Genomic DNA, 24,869 nt, shown 5'->3' on the forward strand with positions numbered 1-24,869 from the left:
TGTCTGATAAGACTATGCAAGACTATATCGCAACTGGCAAGAATGTAAATGAGATCATGGATGGCATCTCAGAGATCAATCAAATTTCATCTGAAAATGCTAGAAGTGTCGAAGAGATAGCTTCTGCAGCTGAGCATCTAAATAAGATGACAGATGCGCTAAATACAAAACTTAGTGTATTTAGAACTTAAGTTTTTATCTCTTAAATTTAATGTTTTAGGTCTAGCGAGAGCTGGACCTTTTTAAATTTATAGACAAAAATTTCTCTTATATAAAACAAAAAATTTATAAATAATAATAGAGTAGGGCTTTGTAAATTTACAAAGCTAAATTTATTTTCTATTTTCGTCTAGGACTTTTTGCATGCTCTCTCTAGTCGCCTCTAGCCAGTTTTGTTTTGAGGTATCGACTAGATCAAGGCAAAAGAGCTTGATGTCAGCCTTTTTAAAGCTAAATTCTTTCACTTTCATCGCATCGCTTCCAACGATCACGATAGGCTGAACCTTTAAATTTAGCTTTTCAACTAGCAGTTTTGCGCCACCTTTAAATGGCAAGAGCTCTTTGGTTTGAGACCTTGTGCCTTCTGGAAATATCGCTAAAACACGGCCATTTTCTACTCTGTCTTTTGCTTCGCTTAAAAGCTTTATTAGCGAGTGTTTATTTTCTCGCTCGACTGCTATCATCTTAGGAAGGCTCAAAATTTTACCAATGATTGGGATCTTACCTATCTGTGCCTTTGCGATCCAGCATATATTTTTAGGATGGATCTCTTCAAGTGCGATGATATCAAGCATGCTTTGGTGATTTATCAGCAAGATATTTGCTTCGTCGCTAAATTTACCGATCACTTCAAGCTTATATCCGCCAAAAAATCTCTGCGATCTGCCCCAAAATTTTCTAATGGCTCTATTTTTAGAGTTAAAGAGCCACATAAAAAATACGACAAAAACGACGCTTATCACAAATTCAATAGAAAAGAAAAAAGCTCTAATTTTTGACAAGATCACCCTTTCTTACCCAGCCGATTTTGCCGTCGCTAAATAAAATTTTTGAGTAGTCATCTTTTGTGTCTAAAATTTCAACATTTTCATTTTTACGAGATGTATAAAAAACGGTTGAATTTTTAGTTGGCAAGATAGTGACGCTCACATCTGGCTTAAGCACTGCTTTGCCAAAAGGATTGTAGGTATAAATTCCAAGTGCGATAAAAACGGCCGCTACAAAGAAGTAGCTTAGCTTTCTTCGCCAGATCGCTAGCAAGATAAAGATAGCGACCAAAGAATAGATCGTGATATCTTTGTAGGTGCTAAATTCGCTTTGTTTTGGATTTAGACCGATTTGCGTGCTAACCTCGTCCTCTTCAACGCTCACAGGCAGTGAAAAGCTCTCAAATTTAGCTTTTTTTAGGTTGTAGTAGTTAAAGTCAAGCGTCTTTTTGTTTGGCTTAAATACTGCAAAATAATATGCACTTTGCGAGTTAAAGTCGCCGTTTATCGTATCTACACCTTGCTTTAGGATCGTTTTATTTTCGATATTAAAGGCACTTAGATCGACATTGTTGCCGTAAATTTCAACGACCATGATGTTGTTTATATCATCAAATTTAGTCGTTTTAAATTTCTTTACCTCAAGGTTATCAGCGACGATGTGGTTGTAGTTTTCGTCACTTCTAAGCTCTTTTAGCTTTGGTAAAAAGATATTTATGTTTGAGTTTTGATAGTTCTCACCATTTCTTTTTAGATCCAAGCTAACTCGTAAAGTCTTTGCGTCAATGCTAGTTGTTTCAAGGTAGAAAGTGCCGATGTATTTGTTTTCATCGCCTTTTACCCATTGAAAATTCTTCTTATTTAGCCATTTGATATTTGTCTCATCAAGCTGTGTCTCAAACTCAAACTCAAGGTCACTTTGCGTATCAGCCACGATCTCAATGCTAAAAATTTCTCCTACTACGACGTTTTTAGGGATATTTGTTGCTTTTAAAAGTAGCTCTTTTATCTTGATCTTGTCATAGACTTGATTGTCAGGGACGCTGATATCTGGTTCGTTTGTCGGGACGATATTTCGCATCTGCTCTGGAGTGATACGCTCTGGCTGTGGGGCGATAGAGCGTGGAGAGACGAGCTTTCTTGATATATCTTCTTCGCTTGGAGTCTTTGCTTGCGGCTTTGATGCTTGGCTATTTACAAATTTATCCTCTCTTGCCTCATCCATCATGTCAAAAACGCTGACTTCATCAGTGTTTGCGGCAAATAAATTTAGCGCGAGTAGGGCGATAAAAAGTGTTCGTTTTACCAAACTAGCCCTTTTAACATCTTCATGCCATCATCTGTGCCTAAAATTTTCTCGCAAGCGCGCTCTGGGTGAGGCATAAGACCAAAGATCTTTTTGCTCTCATCGCAAATCCCAGCTATGTTATCAACTGAGCCGTTTGGATTTATCTCATTACCGTTGATGCCACAGTATTTTAGCAAGACTTGCTCATTATCATATAGGCTTTTTAACGTCTCTTCGTCGGTGTAGTAGTTGCCTTCGCCATGAGCAATAGGGATGTTTACTACTTCGTCTTTGGCTAAATTTACTAGGAATTTATTGTTATTTGAGATCACTTTTAGGTGGTGATATTTTGAGACGAAATTTAAATTTTCATTTCTTCTCATTGCACCTTTTAAAAGTCCAAGCTCAAGAAGCATCTGAAAGCCATTGCAAATTCCTAGGATATAGCCGCCTTTTTTCGCATGCTCTTTTACGGCCTGCATCGCTGGGCTAAATTTAGCTATCGCAGCCGTTCTTAAGTAGTCGCCGTAGCTAAAACCACCAGGCAAAACGACTAGATCAGCATCGATCTTATCTTCTTTGTGCCAGATGATCTGCGTTTGGCAGCCAAGTAGCCCAAAGGCGTGAGCTGTGTCTTCTTCGCAGTTTGTGCCGGGAAAAAGTATGATCGCTACTTTCATAGCACGATCTCGTAGTCTTCGATGACGGTGTTTGTTAGAAGCTCTTCACACATCACTTTTAGCTGCTCTTTTGCTTTGTTTTTATCGCTCTCGTCGATGTCTAAAACGATTTGTTTGCCTATCCTGACATTTGAAACACCGCTAAATCCAAGCGAATTTAGCGCGTGCTCCACTGCCTTACCAGCAGGGTCTAAGACCCCGCTTCTTAATGCTATATTTACGACAGCTTTCATCTTTGTCCTTAAGAAAGAATTCTTCTTAAAACTTCTTCGTAAGCCACTTTTACGCTACCAAGGTCTTGTCTAAATCTATCTTTGTCAAGTTTTTCATTTGTTGTTGCATCCCAAAATCTGCAGCTATCAGGGCTTATCTCGTCAGCTAAGATGATGTTGCCATCTTTGTCGATACCAAATTCAACTTTAAAATCAACTAGTTTTAAATTTCTCTCTGCAAAGAATTTAAATAAGATAGAGTTGATCTCTCTTGCTGTGTGTCTTAGAGTTTGAAGATCTTTTTCGCTCTTTACTAGACCCATGATGATGCAGTGCTCGTCAGTAACTAATGGATCGTGCAAATCGTCATTTTTGTAGTAGAACTCAACAAGTGTAAAAGGTAGAACTGTGCCTTCTTTTATGCCAAGCCTTTTGCTAAGTGAGCCAGTTGCGATATTTCTCACAACAACTTCAAGAGGTATGATCTCGCATTTTTTGACCACTTGCTCAGTGTCGCTGATCGTTTCAACTAGGTCAGTCACGATACCTTTGCTCTCTAGCAGTTTAAAAAGCTGAGTAGAGATTTTGTTATTTAGTGCACCTTTGCCAGCTTCGTTGCCTCTTTTTTGAGCGTCAAATGCTGTTAAATCGTCTTTAAATTCAGCCACAAGTAGATTTGGATCGTCTGTGGCGTACATTTTCTTGCCTTTTCCCTCGTAGATAAGCTCTCTTTTTTGCATGTTGTTCTCCTTTAGATTATTGTTGTTTTATCTTTAAAATTTTGATCGTATCAATCGCTGTTTTTAACTGAATATCCTCATCGACTTTTTTCTGTGTGATTATGTTTTTATCATCTTTTGCTTCAGTTTTATTGCCTTCGCTTGTTGGATTTATCTTGTTTAGCTCGCTTTTTAGGTGTGCTTTTAGTTCGCTCTCTTTGATGCTAAATGCACTATCATCGCTTTGTGGCACTTTGCCAGGATGCACGACTACATCAGGCGTGACGCCCACAGCTTGGATAGTTCTGCCGCTTGGTAAGTAATATCTTGCAATGGTTAGTCTTAAGGCTTCAGTGTCGTCTATTGGTAAGATCACCTGAACGCTGCCTTTACCAAATGTGTTTTCGCCAATTATCACCGCACGCTTGTGATCTTGCAGTGAGCCACTGACGATCTCGCTAGCACTTGCGCTTCCGCCATTTACAAGGACAACAAGTGGGAGTTTTGATAAGGTTTTGCTAGCACTTGCTTTATACTCTACATTTTCAGATGCATCACGACCTTTTTGAGATACTATGATGCCATTATCTACGAAAAGATCCACTAGATCGACAGCTTGATTTAAAAGACCGCCAGGGTTGTTTCTAAGATCAAGTATGATGCCATTTGCTTTTGGATGCTCTTTGATAGCATCTTTGACCTTTGTAACGACGTTTTTGTCAAAATTTGTGACGCGTATATAAAGGATGTTTTCATTTTCTATCATTTTTGCATAGACAGACTCAACCTTTATAAGATCTCTTATGATCTTTACGTCAAATGGCTTTTGCTCGCCTTTTCGCAAAATCGTAATTGTTATCGGAGTTTTTGGCTTGCCACGCATCTTATTTACGGCTTCATCTATCGTTGTGCCGATAGTTGAGTTGCCATCGATCCTTAAAATGATATCACCTGCTTTTATGCCTGCTTTATCAGCTGGAGTGTCCTCGATAGGCGAGATAACGGTTAGTGCGCTATCTTTCATGCCAACTGTTATGCCAAGTCCGCCAAATTCTCCGCTTGTTTGCACCTGCATATCTTTATATGCTTTTTCATTTAAAAAGCTTGAGTGAGCATCTAAATTTTGCATCAAACCAGCGATGGCTTTGTCGATTATCTCTTTAAATTTAATGTCATCAACGTAGTATTTTTCAACAGTTGAGATGGTTTTTGTAAGTTTTGAAAGTGCTTCAAGTTTTGCACTCGCCTCATCTTCAGTTTTAGCAAAAAGTGCATTTACTGCTACGCTTGAGATGAGTAGGGCACCTGTTATTTTTAGCGCAAAAGATCTAGTAAATTTGTTCAAAATATCTCCTATATTTTTTGGCTCAATTTTATTAACATTTGGCTAAAAAAAGCATAAATTTAACCTTATATTTTTAGCTTTTGTCTATTTTTAACACAAATTTATAACAGCAAATTTTAGCAATTATATAAAAAGAGTGACAAAGGCTATAAAAATACTTGACAATATAAGACTAAAGTTATATAATGCCGCCATTATAAAATAACTTAAGGAGCTTTAATGGCTGACATAACAGAAAATTTAACAGCGCAGATGCAAGAGACACTCGAAAAAGGCGTTAGCTTAGCGATCTTTTCCAAAAATCCACAAGTTGTGCCACTTCACGTCTTTTGGGCTTTGCTCGCTGATAGTAATTCTATTTTAAATCAAGTATTTAATAAGATGAACATAAGCAAGGACGCAGTCGAGCTTGAGATAAAAAGTAAGATCTCGTCACTCCCAAGCAGCTCAAACGTCACAAAAGATAACGTTTCAGTTTCAAGAGAGCTTATAAATTCGCTTGAAAATGCAAAAGCTTTAATGGTAAGCATGGGCGATAGCTACATAGCTGTTGATACATGGATCATCTCTGCTCTTGAACTTAGTGAGATCAAACAAATTTTAAGCAAATTTTGCGATATCTTAGAGATCAAAAAGAACCTTGAGAGCATAAGAGGTGGTAAAAAGATAGATAGCCAAACTGGCGATGATACCCTTGATAGTTTAGAGAAATTTGGTATCGATCTAACGCAAAAAGCGCTAAATAAAGAGCTTGATCCAGTCATCGGACGTGATGAAGAGATCACTAGGATGATGCAAATTTTAATAAGAAAAAGCAAAAACAACCCTATCTTGCTTGGTGAGCCAGGCGTTGGTAAAACAGCCATCGTTGAGGGTCTAGCTCAAAAGATAGTGGCTCGTGACGTGCCAACAAGCCTTGCAAACAAGCGTGTTATTGCGCTTGATATGAGCGCAGTCGTAGCTGGAGCAAAGTATAGAGGCGAGTTTGAAGATAGGCTAAAAGCTGTCATAGACGAGGTTAAAAAAGCTGGCAATATCATACTTTTTATAGATGAAATTCATACAATAGTTGGAGCAGGTGCGAGCGAGGGCGGAATGGACGCTGCAAATATCCTAAAACCAGCCCTTGCACGTGGTGAGCTTCACGCTGTTGGTGCGACAACATTAAAAGAGTATAGAAAATACTTTGAAAAAGATGCAGCACTTCAAAGACGTTTTCAACCAATAGACGTCAAAGAGCCAAGTGTAAATGAGGCACTTCAAATTTTACGTGGTATAAAAGAGCGTCTTGAAGTTCACCACGGCATCACGATAACAGATAGCGCGCTAGTTGCCGCTGCAAGACTAAGTGACCGATATATCGCAAACCGCTTCTTGCCAGATAAGGCGATAGACCTTATAGATGAGGCAGCAGCTGAGCTTAAGATGCAAATAGAGAGCGAGCCATACGAGCTTTCAAAGATAAAACGCGAGATCGTAACGCTTCAAGTAGAAAAAGAAGCTCTAAAGATGGAGGATGCGGATAAAAATAAAGAGAGACTTGGCGAGATCGAAAAAGAGATAGCTGATCTAAATGAGAAAAAGCTAGCGCTTGATACTAAATTTGAAAACGAGAAGGCTGTTTTTGGCGGAATTTCAAAAGCTACAAAAGAGATCGATAGCTTAAAATCACAAGCCGAGATAGCAAAAAGAAATGGCGATCTTCAAAAAGCTGCCGAGATAGAATACGGCAAAATAGCAGACGCTAAAAAGCACAAACACGAGCTTGAAGAAAAATGGGAACACATGAAAAAAGAGGGCGTGCTTCTTAAAAATCAGGTCGATGAAGAGCTTGTAGCTGAAATTTTGAGCAAATGGACTGGAATTTCAGTTAAAAAGATGCTAACAAGCGAAAAAGAGAAATATCTGCGCATCGAAGAGCATCTAAGAGAGAGCGTTGTCGGTCAAGATGACGCACTACACGCACTTGCACGTGCTGTTAAGAGAAATAAGGCTGGTCTAAATGAGGGTCAAAGGCCGATTGGTTCATTTTTATTTCTTGGACCAACAGGCGTTGGTAAAACTCAGTCAGCTAAGGCTTTGGCTAAGTTCTTGTTTGACGATGAGAAGGCGCTTATCCGCTTTGACATGAGCGAATATATGGAAAAACATAGCGTGAGCAGGCTTCTTGGTGCGCCTCCAGGATATGTAGGCTACGATGAGGGCGGTCAGCTAACAGAAGCAGTTCGCAGAAGGCCTTACTCAGTCATACTTTTTGACGAGGTTGAAAAGGCTCACAAAGACGTATTTAACATACTTTTGGGCATACTTGATGATGGACGCGCGACTGATAACAAAGGCGTAACGGTTGATTTTAAAAACACGATCATTATTTTAACTTCAAACATCGCTTCAAATTTCATTATGGAGCTAAAGGGTGAAGACCGTGACGTGGCTGTTAAAAACGAGCTTAAAAACTACTTTAAGCCTGAGTTTTTAAATAGGCTAGATGATACTATCATCTTTAATCCTCTAAACGAGCAAGGGCTTATTTCTATCGTTGAGATCATGTTTAAAGAGCTTGAAAAAACTCTTCACAACCGCGGCATCAAGGCAGTTTTAAGCGAAGAGGCTAAGAAATTTATCGCAAAAGCTGGCTTTGACATAGTTTATGGTGCAAGACCTCTTAGAAGAGCACTTTATGAGCTAGTTGAAGATAAGATCGCTGATATGATCTTAAAAGATGAGCTTGAAAGTGGCGATGAGATCACCATTGATAGCGACGGTGAGAAGATTATCATTAAGAAAAAATAACTTCAAATTTACTTGGCAGGTTGGATCAACTTGCCAAGCCTACTATAAATAATTTAACTAATATCCTTATTTGATCTGTAATAAAATATAAAAAACAGCACGCAAAGCATCGCTACAAAGGCAAAAACTATCAACGTACCATCTTTAAATGAGCTTAAAAACATGCCATTTGTATTCATACCAAAAAAGCCAGTGATGAAATTTAGCGGCAAAAATAGAGCCGAAATGAGCGTCAAGAGGTAGATGTTTTTATTTATCTTGTCGTTTTTAGCGCTTTGTATAAATGTATAGATGTCTTCGACCCTGCAAGCATATTCGTTAGCTATTGTTTTAAAGACACTTGCTTCATGGATGCTGTTTTTAAGCTCTTTTTTTAGCCCTTGCTGCTCACTTTGACATATTGCAAGTGCTTCATAAAAGTGCGAAATGCTATTTTGAAATTTTCTGATCTCATACTTTAAAAAGTGGTGTCTTTTTATAAATTTCTCAAAATTTTTTTGACTAGCATAAATTTTCTCATACTCATTTAGCTCGTCTTGGTGCTCTAAAATTTTATTTGCATATTCGTTACAAATCCCCTTAATAGCTGCTTCAAACGCGCTTTTGTCACATTCATGCTCAAGATCTTCTTTGTAAATTTTGCCATCTTTGAATAAAAATTTAAAAACTTGCTTTTGCGATGATGAGATGAGCGTGATGTAGTCAAATGCATCTCCATAAAAATATCCACAAAGTGCGCTTTTATAGCTCATCTGCGCTCCTTTTTGCGTAGAAATTTCGCTTAAATTTAGCAAATTCGCCGACCTCTATCGCCTCTCTCATCTCTTTCATTAAATTTAGATAGTAGTGCAGGTTGTGAAGGCTTGCTAGTCTAAAAAATGTGAGCTCTCTAGCCTTAAAAAGGTGGTTTAGATAGCCTCTGGAGTAGCGCTTGCAGGTGTAGCACTGGCAAGCTGGGTCTATCGGCGCGTGGTCGTTTATAAATTTGGCTGATTTTATATTTATCTTGCCAAAGCTAGTAAAGAGCGTGCCGTTTCTTGCGTTTCTAGTTGGCATGACGCAGTCAAACATATCGACGCCGCGTTCGACATTTTCGACTAGGTCCTCTGGTGTGCCAACGCCCATTAGATAGCGAGGTCTAAGCTCATCCATAAATGGCATAACCGCCTCAACCGTGTCATACATCGCCTCGTTGCTCTCGCCAACGCTTAGCCCACCTATGGCAAGGCCGTCAAATGGCATCTGATTTAAGGCTTCAGCGCAAAATTTACGCGCCTCATAGTCGGTGCCACCTTGGACTATGCCAAAGATATTTTGCTGCAAGCCAACGCCCTTGCTTTGCATAAATTTGTGATAATCAATCGCCTCTTTTGCCCATTTTATCGTTCGCTTTATGCTGAGATCTATCCTTTTTGGCTCAGCTGGCAAGGCGACTAGATCATCAAGTATCATCATTATGTCGCTGCCAAGCTCATACTGCGTATCAAGGACGGACCTTGGAGTGAAGTAGTGCGTGCTGCCGTCGATGTGGCTTTTAAATTTTATCCCGCCATCGTCGTTTTTGGTGTTTGACCTAAGCGAAAATGCCTGAAATCCGCCGCTATCAGTTAAAAACGAGCGATCAAATTTAGAAAAGCCATGAAGTCCGCCAAACTCACGCACGACCTTGCTGCCAGGGCGCAGATACATGTGGTAGGTGTTTGCTAAAATTATCTTTGCGTCTAAAATTTCACTCATATCAAAGGCGTCTAGGCTTTTAACTGCGCCAACAGTGCCAACTGGCATGAAAACTGGTGTTTGTATCACGCTGTGGGCTGTGGTGAGTACGCCGCGCCTTGCGTTGCCATCTTTTTTTATAACTTCAAATTTCATCTAAGTCCTTAAATTTTTTGATTTTTTATTTTAACAAAATTTATAATATAATCCAGAAATTTTAAGGCAAAGGAACTTTTTGCAAAAGAGAAATGATATCGTTTTTACCGAAGCAAACGGCACTGCGACCATAAAATTTGCAGGTGAGTTTAGCTACAAAGACGCAAAAAATTTACAAAGCATTTTTAAAAAAATCCAAAAGCTTAACGGCAATGTTAAATTTGACTTTAGCGAGCTAAGGAGCATTGATTACGCTGTTTTGATCCTTTTAAAAAACACGCTAAATGGCAAGAAATTTGAGATCATCACAAATGATGAGAAGATAAAGGCGATGAGTGATCTTTTAAATGACGAGAAGATCGACTTTAACTATATGCCACCGCACAATAGCCTAAATTTTTTCTCGCGCCTTGGTGAGAAAATTTGTGAGGGATTTGTAAATTTACTTGAGTTTGGCTCGTTTTTGGGCGAGTTTTTGATAAAGAGCGTGAGGATTTTATTTAATCCTGCAAATTTAAGGTTTAGAGAATTTAGCAACTACATAAAAGATGGTGGCGTAAATGCCGTTTTCATCGTCTCGCTCACCGCTTTTTTGATAGGCGTCGTGCTTGCTTATCTTGGCAGTGCGATGCTTGCAAGCTTTGGGGCAAGTATATTTATAGTAGAGATCATGGGCATGCTAACGCTTAGAGAGGTTGCCCCGCTCATCGCTGCTATCGTCGTGGCGGGTAGATCGGCCTCTAGCTTTACCGCGCAAATTGGCGCTATGAAGCTAACCGAGGAGATAGACGCGATGAAGACGATGGGTTTTGAGCCATTTAACTTCTTGGTGCTGCCACGCATCATCGCCATGGTGCTTTGCGTGCCTGTCATCATCTTTATAGCTGATAGCATAAGCATTTTAGGGCAGATGATTATTTGTCAAACTATTCTTGATATCAGCTTTAGCGACTATCTCAATAGATTTCGCGAGATGGTCGAGCTTAGGCACTTTGCTGTTGGCATGATAAAGGCTCCGTTTTTTGGCGCGGTGATAGCGATCATTGGTTGCATGAGAGGATTTGGCGTGAGTCAAAACGCCCAAAGCCTTGGAGCGATGACAACCGTTAGCGTTGTAAATGCGATATTTTGGGTCATTGCGCTTGATGCATTTTTCGCGATAATTTTTATGTGGCTAAAGATATGAACGAGATAATAGTTGGAAAAAACATAACGACAAGTTATGGCGATAAGATAATGCACGATAATGTGAGCTGGAGCGTCAAAGAGGCTGAAATTTACGGCTTTTTAGGCGGTAGTGGCGCTGGTAAAACGACGCTTATGAAGACGATGATATATCTAAAAAAGCCAAGCAAGGGAGATATATTTTTTGATGGCGTCAATATGTGGAAAAGTAGCCAACAAGAACAGCAAGAGATAAAGCTAAAAAGTGGGACGATGTTTCAGTTTGGAGCGCTTTATAGCTCGATGACGATCCTTGATAACGTGGGTGTTTTGCTTCACGAGTACTCTAAATTTAATAAGCGCCAGATCGATGAGATAGCGATGTTTTGGATACAAAAGGTGGGGCTTAAAAAAGAGGTTTCAATGCTCTATCCAAGCGAGCTAAGTGGCGGTATGAAAAAAAGAGCTGCGCTTGCAAGAGCCTTGGTGCTAAGTCCTAGGGTGCTATTTTTAGATGAGCCAAACAGCGGCCTTGATCCTGTTAGCTCACGCCAGATGGACGCGCTCATAAAAGAGCTTCGTGATAGCATCGGTGTAACTGTCGTCATGGTGACGCATGATGCGGATAGTATTTTTGATATTTTGGATAGATTTTTGATAATAGATAACAAAAAGATAGCCTTTGAGGGAGATATAAAAGAGCTTGAGCATCTTGAAAATAACCCGCTTGAAGAGCTATTTAAAATGAGGAAAAAGTAGATGGAAAATAGAAATTCTTATACCATTGTCGGCATGTTTTTCATAGCCTGCCTTACAGCGTTTGCCATATTTATATGGTGGATGACTAGCAAAAATAACACAAAGGTTGATTTTAAAGAGTATTACATTCACACAAGCGAGCTGCCAAGCGGGCTAAAGGTTGATTCTACGGTTAAATTTATCGGCGTGCCAGCAGGAAGTGTTAGTGATATAAATTTTGTCGATGATAAAAACGCTCTTATAAATATAACTATGAAGATAAGAGAGGATCTGCCTATCAAGGCTGATAGCGTGGCAAGCATCGAAGTTCAGGCTATTAGTGGCGTGGCTAGTATCAATATAAGCCGAGGTACAAAGGACTTTGAGTCAGGTCAAAAGCCTGTCTTGCATCTTAAGGAGAGCCTCTTTTCAAAGCTCGGAAACAACGCAGAAAACATCACTTTTAAGATAAATCAAACCCTTGATAAGGTTGATGGATTTTTCTCGGCTGAAAATATCTCTCACATCGAGTCAATCCTAAGAAATATCGATAAATTTACACAGGTTTTAACCGATGAAAATGGTCTAAGCGAGGTTGATAGCATCGTTAAAAATGTAAAAAATTTCACCGATAGTTTAAACAAAACCGACACAAAAGAGCTTGCTAAAAATTTAAACACGCTAATCGCAAGCGCAAATTCGGTTTTCAAGTCAGCAAATTCAGCCGTCACTGGATATAGCTCGCTTCAAGATATCCTCACTCAAAAGGTAAAAAACGGCGAGTATGACCTTAGAAACACCATCTCACCGCTGCTTAGAGAGGCTAGCGAGTTTTTCAATGGATTTGACAAGACGCTTCGTGAGTTTAGGGGTGCGCTTCAAAGACTTGAGGACAATCCTTATGAGTTTTTCTTCACAAATCCAGTGCCAAATACAGATAAAAAGGACAAAAAATGAGAAATTTAATCTTTCTAGCGGCTGCATTTTTGTTTCTTGGCTGCTCGCTAAAGACCGACGTACCACAAGCCACGATGTATGAGATACACTACTCAAACAAGGAGTGCTCGGCTGAAAACAAGCAAAAAGAGCTAAAAAATGTCTTCATAGAAAACGTGAGCGCCCTTGATATGGTCGATACCAGAAAGATACTAATCGTCGCTGAAAATAACAAGATAAGATACCTGAGCGATGCTAAATTTGTCTCTGAGCCAAGTGAAATGGTCTATAAATCACTCGTAAAAGGACTATACTCAAACTGCGCTGCAAAGCCGATATTTTCGCCAAATGCAAAGGATCTTAGGCTAAAAGTTAGCATCATCTCACTTCAAATAAGAGGCGACAAAGCCGAAGTTTCGCTAGCTTATGAGCTATTTAACGCAAACACCTCGCTAAAATCAGGCATGATAACAAAAGAAATTTTCTGCCCAGATCCAAGCTCGAGCACCATTTTTGAGACGATAAATAAGGCTGCAAATTTAGCTATCGATACTTTAATCTCTGAAATAATCTACTAAAATTTTCTTAAATTTTTTGGCTGTGAAAGCTTAAATTTACAGCCAAAAATAGCTTATTTTAAAGACCTTTTGTTATAATGTGGCTTTAAAATACGGAGAATTAATGAAAAAAATTTTAATAATCGCAGATGGAACTTTTGCTAGAAATTTTTTAAGCAGACTTCTTGGAGCAAAGTCAAATTTACACCACTACATCGTTGTTTCAAACGAAGATCACAGCCAAAAGGTAAATTACGAAAATTTTACATTTTATCAGTTTGACCCAACAAGCCTTTCAAAGCTAAAGAGCATAAGCGACGGCTATTTTAGCCAGTTTTGTATCGTAAGCGACAATGAAAAAGAGGCGGTTGCTGTTTATGAAAATTTAAGACAGATCAGCACAAAGACTGAGACCATTTTTATGAACTCATGGGAGCTAGATGAAAAGTGCAAGGAGACCTTTGCAAGCGATAAGCACCTAAGCGTGGTTGATATAAGAGATATCGCAGCTTCAAGGCTCATGGACTATCTGCCAGACATGCCTGTATATGCTGATAATATCGGCTTTAGCGAGGGCGAGATCATGGAGGTTAAGGTGCCTATTGGCAGCTCATATATGTATCGCCATGTAAGCTCGATCGCTCAAAAAAGATGGCGGATAGCGCTCATTTACAGAGGTGCTGAGATCATCTTGCCAAAGCCAAATTTGATGATACAGCCAAGCGACATCTTGCTAATCGTTGGCGATCCAAACGTGCTTCAAAATGTTTATCGTTCGATAAAACGCGAAAGCGGGCAGTTTCCAAGTCCATTTGGTAGCAACATCTACACTTTAATCGATATGAGATCAATGAGCAAAGAGCGCGTTAGTAAGCTCATAAAAGATAGCCTATATGTGCATTCAAAGCTAAATAACAAACGTCTTATCTTTAGGGTGATAAACCCAACTTTAGGCGAAAATTTAGAGACGCTAAAGGCGATAAAAGAGAAAAATATCCTTGTTTTGATGGATTATTTTAATAGCGACAATAAATCGATAAAAGATGACGTTTTAAAACACGACATCGGACTAATCATAAGCGATGATAGATACTTTTTTAAATTTCAAAAGCTATTTTATGAGCTTAAAATCCCAGTGCTAAAAACGGGTAAAATTTTGCTCTCAAAGGTAAAAGAGGGCGTGATACTTGGCGATCAAAGCCAAGAGGTCGAAAATCAATCAGCCATCATCACAGACTGCTGCGCGCAGCTTGATTTGGAGATGAGATTTTACTATTTTGATAACAAGCATAGCGACGATGAGGCGCTAAAAGAGCACTTTGAGAGCATTAGCACGCTCTTTTCAAAGCGCATAAAGATAGAAAATCACAGCCTCAAAAACCCGCTAGTGAAGCTAAAAGGCACAAATGATCTGCTTCATTTTGTGATGTTTAGCAAGAGCGTGGCAAAGGGCGACGCGTTTGCCTTTTTATCGACAAATTTAAATAGACTTTATAAAAAACTAAGCCAAAACGCACAGCTTTTTGTGCCAGTAAGTGAGTAGAAAATGCAGATAAATTTAAACCTTAAGGAAAAGGGCTCAAGCTATAAAATTTATATAAATGAGCTTGAGAAGTTGGAGCTAAAAGGCAAGGTTGGCATCGTCACAAATGCCAAAGTAGCTGGGCTTCACCTTGAAAAACTACTTAGCGTTTTAAAGTGTGATGAGAAATTTATCATTAGCGTGCCAGATGGCGAAGAGTATAAAAACCTTGAGACGATAGGGCAAATTTTGGAGCAGCTTTTTGTTAGTAAATTTGACCGCTCATCTACGCTCATAGCTCTTGGCGGTGGCGTCATCAGCGATATGACTGGCTTTGCGGCAAGCATATATGAAAGAGGGATAAGCTTCATTAATATCCCAACCACGCTTCTAGCACAAGTCGATGCTAGTGTGGGCGGAAAAACTGGGGTAAATAACAAATTTGGTAAAAATTTAATAGGCTCATTTTATCAGCCAAAGGCAGTTTTTTGCGAGATAAATTTCTTAAAAACATTGCCAAAGAGAGAATTTGCAGCTGGCGTGGCTGAAGCCTTGAAAATGGCGATAACCTTTGATAAAGAGATGTTTAGCTGGCTAAAGAGCGTAAATTTAGACGATGAAAACTTGGAAAAACTAGTTGAAAAGTCGATAAATTTAAAGGCTAGGGTGGTCGAGCAAGACGAGAAAGAAAAGGGTCTAAGAGCCATCCTAAACTACGGACACACCTTTGCTCACGTCATCGAAAATGAGACAAACTACAAAGAATTTTTACACGGCGAAGCGGTGGCGATAGGTATGAATATGGCAAATCACCTAAGTGTTAGACTGGGTCTCATGAGCGAGGCGCAGGCAGAGGAGATCAAGCAGGTATTAGTAAAATTTGATCTGCCTGTATGCTATAAAATAGAAAATGAATATGCATTTTACGAGGCGTTTTTTATGGATAAAAAGACAAAAGGTGATAAGATAAATTTCATCATCGCAGATAAAATCGGCAGTGCGATTATCAAAAATGACGTCAAAAAAGAGGACGTTTTAGAAACTTTGAGAGAATTTAAATGAAAAAGATCCTAGTTTTTCTACTTTTTTGCTTTACACTTTATGCTGAAGAAAATGCTACACTTGAGCAAAATGTCTCACAAAATTTACAAAATAGCGAGCTTATAAAAGAAATTTCAAACCTAGATAACTCCCTAAAAAACAACATCTGGATCACAAGATACGCCAACTACAACACCTATCAAAAGCTTCTTGATGAGCTAGAGCAAAATGAAAATGAGCTTAAAAAGCTTGATAAAGGCTCAAAAAGAGGTGGCGATCTCATAAAGAGAAGTCAAACTCTAAAAGAGCAGATAAATTTGTTAAAAGAGTATGAGAAAACGCCATTTTCAAATATGCTAGCAGCCCCAGAAATGGAGACGCCACCTAGGATAAATAGCCCAGTTGCGCTAATATCTGGCTTTTCATATATCAAAAAGATAAGAAGCGACAAGATCGAATACCAAAGGCACATCAAAGAGCTTGACACTTTGCTTGAAAAGCTTGAAGCAAAAGAAAATTTGCTAAATAGACTAAATTTAATAGATGATAGCGAGCAAAATAGAGCAAGTCTAAACCTTGCAAAACAAGAGATAGGCGACTTCAAAGCGGCAAAACAGATCGCTGATACCACTTATAGCGTCTATGAAAAAAGGGCTGATGAAGCGATAAATTTGACGACCTCTGACATCAAGGCTCAGTTTTTAAGCATGGGCTACACAGCCATCGTCATACTTCTAACGATCGGACTAACATTTATCGCTAAATTTATCGTTAAAAGAACGATCACGGATAATGAGAGATTTTACACGGTCAATAAATTTCTAAACGTGCTAAACATCACAGTTATCATCATAATCCTACTCTTTTCATACATCGAAAACGTCACGTATCTAGTCACCGTGCTAGGTTTTGCCTCAGCTGGTATCGCCATCGCGATGAAAGATATGTTTATGAGTATGCTTGGCTGGATGGTTATCATGTTTGGTGGCACGATCCACGTGGGAGACCGCGTCAGGGTCTATCACGACGGGAGCGAATTTGTGGGCGATGTGATAGACATTTCACTGCTTCGCCTAACCGTTTTTGAAGACGTTAGCTACTCAACTTATAAGACAAACCGCCGTGCAGGTAGGATCATCTTTGTGCCAAATAACTACATCTTTACAGACCTCATCGCAAACTACTCGCATTACGGCATGAAGACCGTTTGGGACGGCATAGATGTCGTGATAAGCTTTGATAGCAATCACAAAAAGGCAGCCTATCTAGCAAAAAATATAGTAAAAAAATATTCAAAAGGCTATACAGACATCGCAAAACGTCAGATGAACAAGCTAAGAAGCCAGTACAGCATCAAAAATCCAAATGTAGAGCCAAGAATTTATACATTTTTTGAGCCTTATGGCATCAATATCTCATGCTGGTATATGTCTAACTCATACGCCACGCTCGCTCTAAGAAGCACAATAAGTGCTGAGATAATCGAGGCATTTTTGGCTCACGATGATATAAAGATAGCTTACCCAACGCAAACTATGTTTATAGGCAAGAAAGAAACGCCAAGCGATCATGTAGCTCACGCTGAGCAAGAGGGCGAAAATATCTAATGCAAAAGATATTTTTTAAGACATTTGGATGCCGCACAAACATCTATGATACCGAGCTTTTAAAGAGCTACATCAAAGACTACGAGATCACAAACGACGAAGAGGTCGCTGATATTGTCGTGATAAACTCATGCACCGTGACAAACTCGGCTGATAGCGGCGTCAGAAACTATATAAACGGCGTAAAAAGACGTGGGGCAAAGGTCATACTAACAGGATGTGGGGCGGTTAGTAAGGGCAAGGAGCTGTTTGCAAGCGGAATTTACGGAGTGCTAGGAGCTAGTAAAAAGAGCGACATAAACGAGCTTTTAAAACAAGAAAAGCCATTTTTTGAGCTTGGAAATTTAAACTCAGTCGATAAAAACATCGTCACAAACTACGAAAACCACACAAAGGCCTTTATAAAAATTCAAGAAGGCTGCAACTTTAACTGCAGCTACTGCATCATCCCATCAGTGCGTGGCAAAGCTAGAAGCATGGACGAGGCGATGATATTAAAAGAAGCTAGAATTTTAGCTCAAAATGGCTATAATGAGCTCGTTCTAACTGGCACAAACATAGGCAGTTACGGCAAAGATACAAATAGCTCTCTTGGCAAATTGCTAGCAAATTTAGGCAAAATTTCAGGCATCAGACGCATAAGACTTGGCAGTATCGAGCCAAGCCAGATAGATGAGAGCTTTAGAGAAATTTTAAAAGAGGAGTGGCTGGAGCGCCATCTTCACATCGCACTTCAGCACACAAGCGAGGCGATGCTAAAGATCATGCGCAGGCGAAACAACGCATTTAGCGACTTAGAGCTTTTTAATGAGCTAAGCTCCCTTGGCTTTGCTTTGGGGACTGACTATATCGTGGGTCATCCAGGTGAGAGTGAAGAAATTTGGGCAGAAGCGGTGGAAAATTTTAAGAAATTTCCTATCACACATCTGCACGCTTTTGTCTATTCGCCTAGGCGCGATACGCACTCAGCGACGCTAAAGAGCGACGTTAGTGGGGACGTGGCAAAGGCAAGGCTGAAAGTTTTACAAGGCATTGCCTTGCAAAATAATGAAAATTTTAGAAAAAAACACAATGAGACTTTAAAAATTTTAGTCGAGCAAAGAAACGGCGACTTTTACGAGGGCTTTGATCAGTTTTACAACAAAGCTAAAATTTCTAGTCAAAATGATATAACAAAAGAGTGGTTGGAGGTAAGCGAATATGAAATTAAGCCAGATGCCAATTATGCAAAAATTTAAATTTAACAAAAAAAACATCCTGATAATAGCCGCTATGGCTCTGATAATAGCGCTACTTTTTGCTGTGAGCAAAGAGCCACGAAACATCACCTACTCGCAATATATGCAACTAATGGATGGAAATTTCATCGATAAAGCGGTCATCGACGAAGATGAGGTCATCCTCTATGCGCAAAATAACCGCTTTGCCATCATAAAAGAGGGCATAGACATAAAAGAGCTCATCAAAAAGGTCCCAGTCGAGCGAAGCGTGCAGTATATCACGCCAGGCATGGTCTGGGGAAGCATCATCTTTGTTTGCCTTGTGCTTTGGTATGCCTATATTTTTAGGGCTATCAAGAAAAAAGAGGAGAGCCTTTTAAACAAAAAGGACGGCGCTTTTGAGATAGAAAGCGTGCTAAATCAAAATGCGATGCCAGTCATCTCAAACGTGAGATTTAGCGATGTAGCGGGCATTAGCGAGGTCAAAAGCGAGCTTAGCGAGATAGTTGATTTTCTTAAAAATCCGCAAAAATATAGAAATTTTGGTATCAAAATGCCAAAAGGTGTGCTAATGATCGGCCCTCCAGGCGTTGGTAAGACGCTTGTGGCAAAGGCAGTCGCTGGCGAGGCAAATGTGCCGTTTTTTTACCAAAATGGCGCAAGCTTTGTGCAAATTTACGTCGGCATGGGCGCAAAAAGAGTTAGAGAGCTCTTTAGCAGAGCCAAATCCTACGCACCATCAATCATCTTTATCGACGAGATAGACGCCGTTGGCAAGAGCAGGGGTGGCACTAGAAACGACGAGCGAGAAGCCACGCTTAATCAGCTGCTAACCGAGATGGACGGCTTTGAGGATAACTCAGGTGTTATAGTGATAGCTGCTACAAATAGGATCGAGATGATCGACGAGGCGCTACTTAGATCAGGGCGCTTTGATAGGCGTATATTTTTATCAATGCCTGATTATAACGACAGGGTGGCGATCCTAAATACATATCTAAGAGATAAAAACTGTGAAGTGTCAGCCGAGGATATCGCTAGGATGAGCGTTGGCTTTTCTGGTGCGGCACTTAGCACGCTTGTAAATGAAGCAGCGATAAATGCCCTAAGAAACGGCGAAAGCGTGCTTAGGATGAGAGACTTTGAGGCTGTTTTAAACAAGGTCTTGCTCGGCAAGAAAAAGGTGCTAAGCTACAGCGAGAGCGAGAAGAAAATTCAAGCCATTTATCAAGGCGCAAAGGCGCTAAGTGCTTACTGGTTTGACGTGAAATTTGAAAAAATTTCGCTCATAGAAGACCGCTTTATGGCGACTGAGCAAGAGATCGAGTCAAAGTCTCAGATGCTCTCACGCATAAAGGTTTTAATCTCTGGCATGTGCAAGCTTGAGATAGATGAGAACGATATCTTTTCAAACTCAAGTAACGATCTAAATTTAGCAAAAGAGATCGCCTCAAAGATGGTTTATGAATACGGCATGGGAAATTCTTTCGTGCCAAATCCAAATGATGTGGAAGAAATTTTAAAACAAGCAAAAGATGAGATAATGTCCTTTTTAAAGGGCACAAACGAGCAAATCGCAAGGATAAGCTCGTATCTGCTTGCTTATGAAAGCGTAGATAAAGAGACGCTTGCTAAAATTTTAAATGAAAACTACTAATAAAGGAGAAAAAATGAAAGCAAAAATAGGAATTCTGACTATGTCAGATCGCGCAAGTGAGGGCACATACGAGGACAAATCAGGCCCAGCGATCAAAGAGGTGCTTGATGGTTGGATAGTAAGCGAGAGAGAGTATTTTTACGAGGTGATCCCAGATGAGCTTGATCTCATAAAAGAGAGACTCGTGCACATGATAGACGTGCTAGGATGCGACCTTGTACTAACGACTGGCGGCACTGGACCAGCAGTGAGAGACGTCACGCCAGAGGCTACTGAGGCAGTTTGCGAGAAGATGATGCCAGGCTTTGGCGAGCTAATGAGAGCTGCGAGTTTGCAATACGTCCCAACAGCGATCCTATCACGCCAAACAGCAGGCATCAGAGGCCACGCGCTCATCATAAATTTACCAGGTCAGCCAAAGGCGATAAAAGAGTGCTTGGAGCCTGTATTTCCAGCGGTGCCATACTGCATAGACCTGATCGAGGGTGCATTTATCGAGACCGATGAAAACGTGATGAAAGTTTTCCGCCCTAAACAAAAGAAAATTTCGTAAATGGGTTTGAAAGATAGCCTAAATTTAAAAGCCACTGCCTTTGCAAATAGGTGGCGACTTGTTATTAAAATTTGGCTTGTTTTTTCTTTTTTATCCTATGCGCTAGCATATTATTTTGAGTTAGAGGTTTTTGGCTTTATCTCTGCCATTTCTATCTTTGGCTGTGTTTGTCTGCTAGCCTTTAGCTCACTTCTTTGGTTTATCGCTAGCCTTGTATTTTTACAACCCTTGGTATTTTTACTACTTGAAAAATTTGATGAAAGCATTACTATTTATGCTTTAGCCTGCGCAATTTGGCTGCTTGGCTGGATCACTTTGTCGCTTGTGGTCGATGATAAATTTGCAAGACTGGGAAATGACATCTTGCTAAAGGTCTTTCGCATAGTTCTTGTTAGCGAGTTTGCCTTGCTATATTTTTTAAACTACAACAACAGCCTTGACATAGAGACTTTAATAAAGTCAAATTTGACAAAGTCGCTGCTTTTAGTGCTAAACTCCTATATGCTGCCATCGCTTGTGACGCTACTTATATTTGATATAAAAACATATATCGCTAGCAAAAATGAGTAAAATTTTACGTATTATTTTGTGTAATTTATACTAAATTTAGCCGTTTTTGCTATCTATTATCTTTTTTATAAGCTCCAGATCGCCGTTCATTGCAAGATTCATAAAGCAAATGCCACTTGCGCCAGCTTTTATGGCCTCTTTGTAGTTTTGGTTGTCTAGTCCGCCAAGTGCGTAAATTTCTTTGTCTAAGCCTATTAGCTCGCTTATAAAATTTAGCCCTTTTGGCTCCAAACCCGCCTTGCAAGAGGTAGCAAATATATGAGAAGCAACGAGCACGTCAGCGATAGAGGCTGAAATTTTAGCCTGCTCTAGGTCGTGAGCTGGGGCGTAAATTTTAGCCGTTTGTCTAAATTCATCTAAAAAAACGGCGTGATTTTTAAAAAAATCAAGCTGTGCTGAAGTGAGCCAAAAGTCACTCTTTAGCTTGCAAGCTACGTCAAAAAATTGATTAATGATAAATTTCTTGCGGTAGTTTTCACAAATTTGAGCCACAACCCTAGCAAGATCGTAAAATTGAGCCTCGCTTAGCCCCTTTGCACGAAGCAAAATTTCATCCACGCCAGCCTTGCAAAGTAACTGAATTCTCTTTAAAAAGTCATCGCCCTCATAGCTTTCAAAGTCAGCCACGCAGAGAATTCTAAACATAGACATACTCGCTCATTAGTGGCTCTAGGCCGTTTGCTTTTATCATAGCCTTGATCTCATCCACACTTCTGTCGTCGCTTATCTCAAACTGCTCGTCGCCCTTTTTCTCTTCGCCGTGAGCGCCGATGCTCACTTTTACGCCAGCGCTTATCTTATTTGCGGCGATCTTTACGGTGTTATCGCGAAATTTAGCTTTTTCTCTAGTTGAGATCGTTATGCTAGCTGTTGGCATGAAAATTCTATAAGCGCAGATCACTTGCAAAAGCTCGCGCTCGCCCACGTCACGCGGATTGATGCGGTCGTTGTTAATGATAGGGCGAAGTCTTGGGCATGAAAATGCGATCTCGGCGTGCGGATACTTTTTTTGAACCAAGCTTGCGTGCAGTGCGGTCGCAAAGGCGTCAAGTCTAAAGTCATCTATGCCAAGAAGTGCCGCAAAACCAACCCCTCTCATACCCCCAAGAAGCGCTCGCTCCTGCGCATTTAGGCGGTATGGAAAGATTCTTTTGTTGCCACCAAGGTGGATCTTCTCGTATTTTGTGGGATTGTAGGTCTCTTGAAAGACGGTCACGTAGTCTGCGCCACTTTTGTGAAGCAGGGCGTAGCCGTCTGAATTTAATGGGTAAATTTCAACCCCAACGACTTTAAAAAATTTCTTTGCTAAAGCGCAGGCATTTGCGATGTAGGCGACACTTGAGTTGGTCTCGCTCTCGCCAGTTAGGATCAAAATTTCTTCCAAGCCGCTCTTTGAAATTTCTCTTAGCTCTCTTGTGATCTCCTCGTCGCTTAGCTTTGCTCTTTTTATTTTATTGTTGGCATTAAAACCGCAATAAACGCAGAGATTATCGCAGTAGTTTGCTATGTAAAGTGGGGTAAAAAGAGTTATATTTGAGCCAAAATTTGCCCTTGTTTTTGCCTGAGCGAGCTGGGCTATTTGCTCTAAAAATGGCGCTGCTGCAGGCGAGAGTAGGGCTTTTAAATTTTCAAGCGAGCAGTGCTTTGCATTAATAGCTGCTTTTACGTCAGCCTCGGTGTAAATTTCAGGCTTGTAATTCGCTCGCTCTTTTAAAATCTCATCCATAATGTCGCTGCCAACATCCTGCATGTGAGGCAGTAGCCGCATGTGGTCGGTTCTAGTAAATTTCATCAGTCTAAAAATCCAGTGAGTGGAGATGAGGCATTTGCGCTTTTGCTCTTTGCGCCAAGGCCTGCTAGATAGGCGTTGCGACCAGCGATGATAGCCTCTTTGAAGGCTCTTGCCATGAGCGGGATATTTTTAGATGAGGCGATGGCTGTGTTTGCCATGATCGCAGCTGCTCCCATCTCCATAGCTTCGCACGCTTGTGATGGCCTGCCAATGCCAGCATCAACTATGATCTGCGTATCAAGCTCGTTTATCAAAATCTCAATGATATCTTTAAAAACTAGCCCCTGATTTGAGCCGATTGGCGCAGCTAAAGGCATTATGCAGCTAGCTCCCGCACTTAACATCGCTCTTGCGGCGTTTAGATCAGGAAACATATATGGCATCGGCACAAAGCCGTCATTTGCCAGTGCTTCGCATGCTTTTATAGTTTCAGTGTTGTCTGGAAAGAGAAATTTAGAGTCAGTGATGATCTCTATCTTAACAAGCTCGCCACATCCAAGCTCACGTGCGAGCTGGGCGATACGAACGGCCTCTTTGGCGTTTCTAGCGCCACTTGTGTTTGGCAATAGCGTCACGCCTTTTGGGATAAAGTCAAGTATATTTCGCTCTTTGCTCTCGTTTATGCGCCTAAGAGCAAGGGTTAGAATCTGCGCTCCAGCCTCGTTTACGGCTGAGTCAATGAGCTCGTGTGAGTACTTGCCAGAGCCAAGGATAAAGCGGCTTTGAAACTCCTTGCCGCCAAGGATCAAACTATCATTTTGCACTTACGCCTCCAAGCCCATAAGTAGTCTAATGGCCAAATTTGCTTGGTGGTTTGCGCAGACTGCGACGCGCGGTGCCATGAGCCCTTGACCGATCTTTGCTTCGTTTGTGAGGTCGCCACAAAGATAGACATTTTTAGCAAATTTTATGGTTTTTATGAGATTTGAGCTAAAGTGCCCAGCCATGCCAGAAGCTCCGATGATCTTTTTTTCTTTTAGGCTAGCACCAGCTTCGTTTAATATCATCGCCTTGCCAGCGACGTTGTCAAAGGCTTCGCATAAAATTTCGCACTCACTAAAGACGCTAGCCACGTTTTTTTCATCTAAAAATATATCGTGAGTTTCGACCTCGACAAAGGGATTGACGTCATTTATTAGCTCTTTAAGTGCCTGCGTCTTTTTCATACCGATATGGCGGACGAAATACTGCTGGCGGTTTAGATTACTTGGCTCAACGACGTCAAAGTCGGCAAGCACTAGCTTTTTTACACCAACTCTGGCAAGGCTTAGGGCGATATTTGAGCCAAGTCCGCCAAGTCCAGCCACGCCGATTACTGCTTTGCTTAGGGCTAAATTTAGCTCAGGGCTGTTTCGTGAGGCGATCATCGCGCGTAAAACTTCACGCTCAGGCATTACGCCACGCCTTATAAATACGACGTTTGAGCCATCTTTTAGCTCGCTATCTTCTTTTATAGCAAAGCCATCAACGATAAAAATATCTGGCTTTGTCGCGTTAAATTTCTCTAAAAATTTATAAATTTCACTCTCTTTATCGCCAAGAGCAAGCTCTTTTAGCTCGTCAAGGCTTTTTACTGGCACCTTAAATTTTGCGCCGTTTAATACAATCTCTATCATT

At 40.4% G+C, this 24,869-nt stretch carries 24 protein-coding genes and 1 pseudogene; 13 read left to right on the forward strand and 12 right to left on the reverse strand.

The window, feature by feature from the left end; all coding sequences use genetic code 11:
- Positions 1–191 (forward strand): annotated as a pseudogene (locus FZ945_RS03220) (methyl-accepting chemotaxis protein); the annotation flags it as partial.
- 141 nt (positions 192–332) lie between these two features.
- Here the strand turns inward: FZ945_RS03220 and FZ945_RS03225 are convergent.
- The 6 genes from FZ945_RS03225 to FZ945_RS03250 are packed head-to-tail and all read right to left on the reverse strand — an operon-like array spanning position 333 to position 5,197.
- Positions 333–1,007 carry a lysophospholipid acyltransferase family protein gene (locus FZ945_RS03225; protein WP_262367091.1) on the reverse strand — a complete coding sequence of 225 codons (675 nt, stop codon included), beginning with the start codon at positions 1,005–1,007 and terminating at the stop codon, positions 333–335.
- Positions 988–2,295 (reverse strand): SH3 domain-containing protein, encoded by a 1,308-nt coding sequence (locus FZ945_RS03230; RefSeq protein ID WP_148802425.1) that lies wholly within the window; start codon positions 2,293–2,295, stop codon positions 988–990. Before FZ945_RS03230 ends, FZ945_RS03225 begins: the two co-directional genes overlap by 20 nt.
- Positions 2,289–2,954 (reverse strand): phosphoribosylformylglycinamidine synthase I, encoded by a 666-nt coding sequence (purQ, locus tag FZ945_RS03235; RefSeq protein ID WP_148802428.1) that lies wholly within the window; start codon positions 2,952–2,954, stop codon positions 2,289–2,291. The genes FZ945_RS03230 and purQ overlap by 7 nt, the downstream gene beginning before the upstream one ends.
- On the reverse strand, positions 2,951–3,187 hold the full coding sequence (gene purS / locus FZ945_RS03240; RefSeq protein ID WP_148802430.1) for a phosphoribosylformylglycinamidine synthase subunit PurS: 237 nt from the start codon (positions 3,185–3,187) through the stop codon (positions 2,951–2,953). Before purS ends, purQ begins: the two co-directional genes overlap by 4 nt.
- An 8-nt stretch (positions 3,188–3,195) precedes the next feature.
- On the reverse strand, positions 3,196–3,906 hold the full coding sequence (gene purC / locus FZ945_RS03245; protein WP_009293856.1) for a phosphoribosylaminoimidazolesuccinocarboxamide synthase: 711 nt from the start codon (positions 3,904–3,906) through the stop codon (positions 3,196–3,198).
- A 16-nt stretch (positions 3,907–3,922) separates the two neighbouring features.
- Complete coding sequence (locus FZ945_RS03250) at positions 3,923–5,197, reverse strand: S41 family peptidase (RefSeq protein ID WP_223228762.1); 1,275 nt, start codon at positions 5,195–5,197, stop codon at positions 3,923–3,925.
- Positions 5,198–5,449: 252 nt separating this feature from the next.
- Between FZ945_RS03250 and FZ945_RS03255 the strand changes: the two genes are divergently transcribed.
- Positions 5,450–8,023 (forward strand): ATP-dependent Clp protease ATP-binding subunit, encoded by a 2,574-nt coding sequence (locus tag FZ945_RS03255; RefSeq protein WP_012001683.1) that lies wholly within the window; start codon positions 5,450–5,452, stop codon positions 8,021–8,023.
- 53 nt (positions 8,024–8,076) lie between these two features.
- Here the strand turns inward: FZ945_RS03255 and FZ945_RS03260 are convergent, their stop codons facing one another.
- Positions 8,077–8,775: a CorA family divalent cation transporter gene (locus tag FZ945_RS03260; RefSeq protein ID WP_107930596.1), complete on the reverse strand. Its 699-nt coding sequence runs from the start codon at positions 8,773–8,775 to the stop codon at positions 8,077–8,079.
- Positions 8,765–9,895, reverse strand: coding sequence for a tRNA guanosine(34) transglycosylase Tgt (gene tgt, locus FZ945_RS03265; protein WP_087582176.1), 1,131 nt, complete (start codon positions 9,893–9,895; stop codon positions 8,765–8,767). Before tgt ends, FZ945_RS03260 begins: the two co-directional genes overlap by 11 nt.
- 79 nt (positions 9,896–9,974) lie before the next feature.
- Here tgt and FZ945_RS03270 point away from each other — a divergent pair, with 79 nt between their 5' ends.
- From FZ945_RS03270 to FZ945_RS03320, 11 genes are all read left to right on the forward strand, one after another.
- Positions 9,975–11,081: an MlaE family ABC transporter permease gene (locus FZ945_RS03270; RefSeq protein WP_148802432.1), complete on the forward strand. Its 1,107-nt coding sequence runs from the start codon at positions 9,975–9,977 to the stop codon at positions 11,079–11,081.
- Positions 11,078–11,818 (forward strand): ABC transporter ATP-binding protein, encoded by a 741-nt coding sequence (locus FZ945_RS03275; protein WP_009293777.1) that lies wholly within the window; start codon positions 11,078–11,080, stop codon positions 11,816–11,818. The genes FZ945_RS03270 and FZ945_RS03275 overlap by 4 nt, the downstream gene beginning before the upstream one ends.
- On the forward strand, positions 11,819–12,754 hold the full coding sequence (locus FZ945_RS03280; protein WP_148802434.1) for an MlaD family protein: 936 nt from the start codon (positions 11,819–11,821) through the stop codon (positions 12,752–12,754).
- Positions 12,751–13,311: an ABC-type transport auxiliary lipoprotein family protein gene (locus FZ945_RS03285; RefSeq protein ID WP_107891765.1), complete on the forward strand. Its 561-nt coding sequence runs from the start codon at positions 12,751–12,753 to the stop codon at positions 13,309–13,311. Before FZ945_RS03280 ends, FZ945_RS03285 begins: the two co-directional genes overlap by 4 nt.
- Positions 13,312–13,414: 103 nt before the next feature.
- Positions 13,415–14,833: a COG3400 family protein gene (locus FZ945_RS03290; RefSeq protein WP_148802436.1), complete on the forward strand. Its 1,419-nt coding sequence runs from the start codon at positions 13,415–13,417 to the stop codon at positions 14,831–14,833.
- Positions 14,834–14,836: 3 nt separating this feature from the next.
- Positions 14,837–15,874: a 3-dehydroquinate synthase gene (gene aroB / locus FZ945_RS03295; protein WP_148802439.1), complete on the forward strand. Its 1,038-nt coding sequence runs from the start codon at positions 14,837–14,839 to the stop codon at positions 15,872–15,874.
- The gene (locus tag FZ945_RS03300; protein ID WP_103571325.1) at positions 15,871–17,460 is read left to right on the forward strand and encodes a mechanosensitive ion channel domain-containing protein; all 1,590 of its coding nucleotides are present in this window, start codon (positions 15,871–15,873) and stop codon (positions 17,458–17,460) included. Before aroB ends, FZ945_RS03300 begins: the two co-directional genes overlap by 4 nt.
- Entirely contained in the window at positions 17,460–18,698 is a 1,239-nt protein-coding gene (gene mtaB / locus FZ945_RS03305; protein WP_148802441.1) for a tRNA (N(6)-L-threonylcarbamoyladenosine(37)-C(2))-methylthiotransferase MtaB, read from the forward strand. Before FZ945_RS03300 ends, mtaB begins: the two co-directional genes overlap by 1 nt.
- Positions 18,685–20,337 (forward strand): ATP-dependent metallopeptidase FtsH/Yme1/Tma family protein, encoded by a 1,653-nt coding sequence (locus FZ945_RS03310; protein WP_148802442.1) that lies wholly within the window; start codon positions 18,685–18,687, stop codon positions 20,335–20,337. Before mtaB ends, FZ945_RS03310 begins: the two co-directional genes overlap by 14 nt.
- A 13-nt stretch (positions 20,338–20,350) precedes the next feature.
- A complete protein-coding gene (gene mog / locus FZ945_RS03315; RefSeq protein ID WP_002940911.1) occupies positions 20,351–20,890 on the forward strand; it encodes a molybdopterin adenylyltransferase in 540 nt (179 codons plus the stop codon).
- Positions 20,891–21,460: a nitrogen fixation protein NifR gene (locus FZ945_RS03320; RefSeq protein WP_148802444.1), complete on the forward strand. Its 570-nt coding sequence runs from the start codon at positions 20,891–20,893 to the stop codon at positions 21,458–21,460.
- 36 nt (positions 21,461–21,496) lie between these two features.
- Here the strand turns inward: FZ945_RS03320 and FZ945_RS03325 are convergent, their stop codons facing one another.
- The 4 genes from FZ945_RS03325 to thiF are packed head-to-tail and all read right to left on the reverse strand — an operon-like array spanning position 21,497 to position 24,868.
- The gene (locus tag FZ945_RS03325; protein WP_262367142.1) at positions 21,497–22,111 is read right to left on the reverse strand and encodes a thiamine phosphate synthase; all 615 of its coding nucleotides are present in this window, start codon (positions 22,109–22,111) and stop codon (positions 21,497–21,499) included.
- Complete coding sequence (gene thiH / locus FZ945_RS03330) at positions 22,098–23,252, reverse strand: 2-iminoacetate synthase ThiH (protein WP_148802448.1); 1,155 nt, start codon at positions 23,250–23,252, stop codon at positions 22,098–22,100. The genes FZ945_RS03325 and thiH overlap by 14 nt, the downstream gene beginning before the upstream one ends.
- Positions 23,252–24,016: a thiazole synthase gene (locus FZ945_RS03335; protein ID WP_148802450.1), complete on the reverse strand. Its 765-nt coding sequence runs from the start codon at positions 24,014–24,016 to the stop codon at positions 23,252–23,254. The genes thiH and FZ945_RS03335 overlap by 1 nt, the downstream gene beginning before the upstream one ends.
- Complete coding sequence (thiF, locus tag FZ945_RS03340) at positions 24,017–24,868, reverse strand: sulfur carrier protein ThiS adenylyltransferase ThiF (protein WP_148802452.1); 852 nt, start codon at positions 24,866–24,868, stop codon at positions 24,017–24,019. It lies immediately after the preceding gene.
- Position 24,869: the final 1 nt, after the last annotated feature.

This window comes from Campylobacter concisus (assembly GCF_902460535.1).
Classification (GTDB): domain Bacteria; phylum Campylobacterota; class Campylobacteria; order Campylobacterales; family Campylobacteraceae; genus Campylobacter_A; species Campylobacter_A concisus_AS.

Bases quoted from the DNA above. Each gene is read 5' to 3' on its own strand.
- FZ945_RS03280 (WP_148802434.1), top strand. From the start codon at position 11,819: ATGGAAAATAGAAATTCTTATACCATTGTCGGCATGTTTTTCATAGCC.
- mtaB (WP_148802441.1), top strand. From the start codon at position 17,460: ATGCAAAAGATATTTTTTAAGACATTTGGATGCCGCACAAACATCTAT.
- FZ945_RS03255 (WP_012001683.1), top strand. From the start codon at position 5,450: ATGGCTGACATAACAGAAAATTTAACAGCGCAGATGCAAGAGACACTC.
- FZ945_RS03290 (WP_148802436.1), top strand. From the start codon at position 13,415: ATGAAAAAAATTTTAATAATCGCAGATGGAACTTTTGCTAGAAATTTT.
- FZ945_RS03260 (WP_107930596.1), bottom strand. From the start codon at position 8,775: ATGAGCTATAAAAGCGCACTTTGTGGATATTTTTATGGAGATGCATTT.
- FZ945_RS03320 (WP_148802444.1), top strand. From the start codon at position 20,891: ATGGGTTTGAAAGATAGCCTAAATTTAAAAGCCACTGCCTTTGCAAAT.
- mog (WP_002940911.1), top strand. From the start codon at position 20,351: ATGAAAGCAAAAATAGGAATTCTGACTATGTCAGATCGCGCAAGTGAG.
- thiF (WP_148802452.1), bottom strand. From the start codon at position 24,868: ATGATAGAGATTGTATTAAACGGCGCAAAATTTAAGGTGCCAGTAAAA.
- FZ945_RS03285 (WP_107891765.1), top strand. From the start codon at position 12,751: ATGAGAAATTTAATCTTTCTAGCGGCTGCATTTTTGTTTCTTGGCTGC.
- purQ (WP_148802428.1), bottom strand. From the start codon at position 2,954: ATGAAAGTAGCGATCATACTTTTTCCCGGCACAAACTGCGAAGAAGAC.
- purS (WP_148802430.1), bottom strand. From the start codon at position 3,187: ATGAAAGCTGTCGTAAATATAGCATTAAGAAGCGGGGTCTTAGACCCT.
- FZ945_RS03300 (WP_103571325.1), top strand. From the start codon at position 15,871: ATGAAAAAGATCCTAGTTTTTCTACTTTTTTGCTTTACACTTTATGCT.
- purC (WP_009293856.1), bottom strand. From the start codon at position 3,906: ATGCAAAAAAGAGAGCTTATCTACGAGGGAAAAGGCAAGAAAATGTAC.
- aroB (WP_148802439.1), top strand. From the start codon at position 14,837: ATGCAGATAAATTTAAACCTTAAGGAAAAGGGCTCAAGCTATAAAATT.
- FZ945_RS03325 (WP_262367142.1), bottom strand. From the start codon at position 22,111: ATGTCTATGTTTAGAATTCTCTGCGTGGCTGACTTTGAAAGCTATGAG.
- tgt (WP_087582176.1), bottom strand. From the start codon at position 9,895: ATGAAATTTGAAGTTATAAAAAAAGATGGCAACGCAAGGCGCGGCGTA.
- FZ945_RS03275 (WP_009293777.1), top strand. From the start codon at position 11,078: ATGAACGAGATAATAGTTGGAAAAAACATAACGACAAGTTATGGCGAT.
- FZ945_RS03310 (WP_148802442.1), top strand. From the start codon at position 18,685: ATGCAAAAATTTAAATTTAACAAAAAAAACATCCTGATAATAGCCGCT.
- thiH (WP_148802448.1), bottom strand. From the start codon at position 23,252: ATGAAATTTACTAGAACCGACCACATGCGGCTACTGCCTCACATGCAG.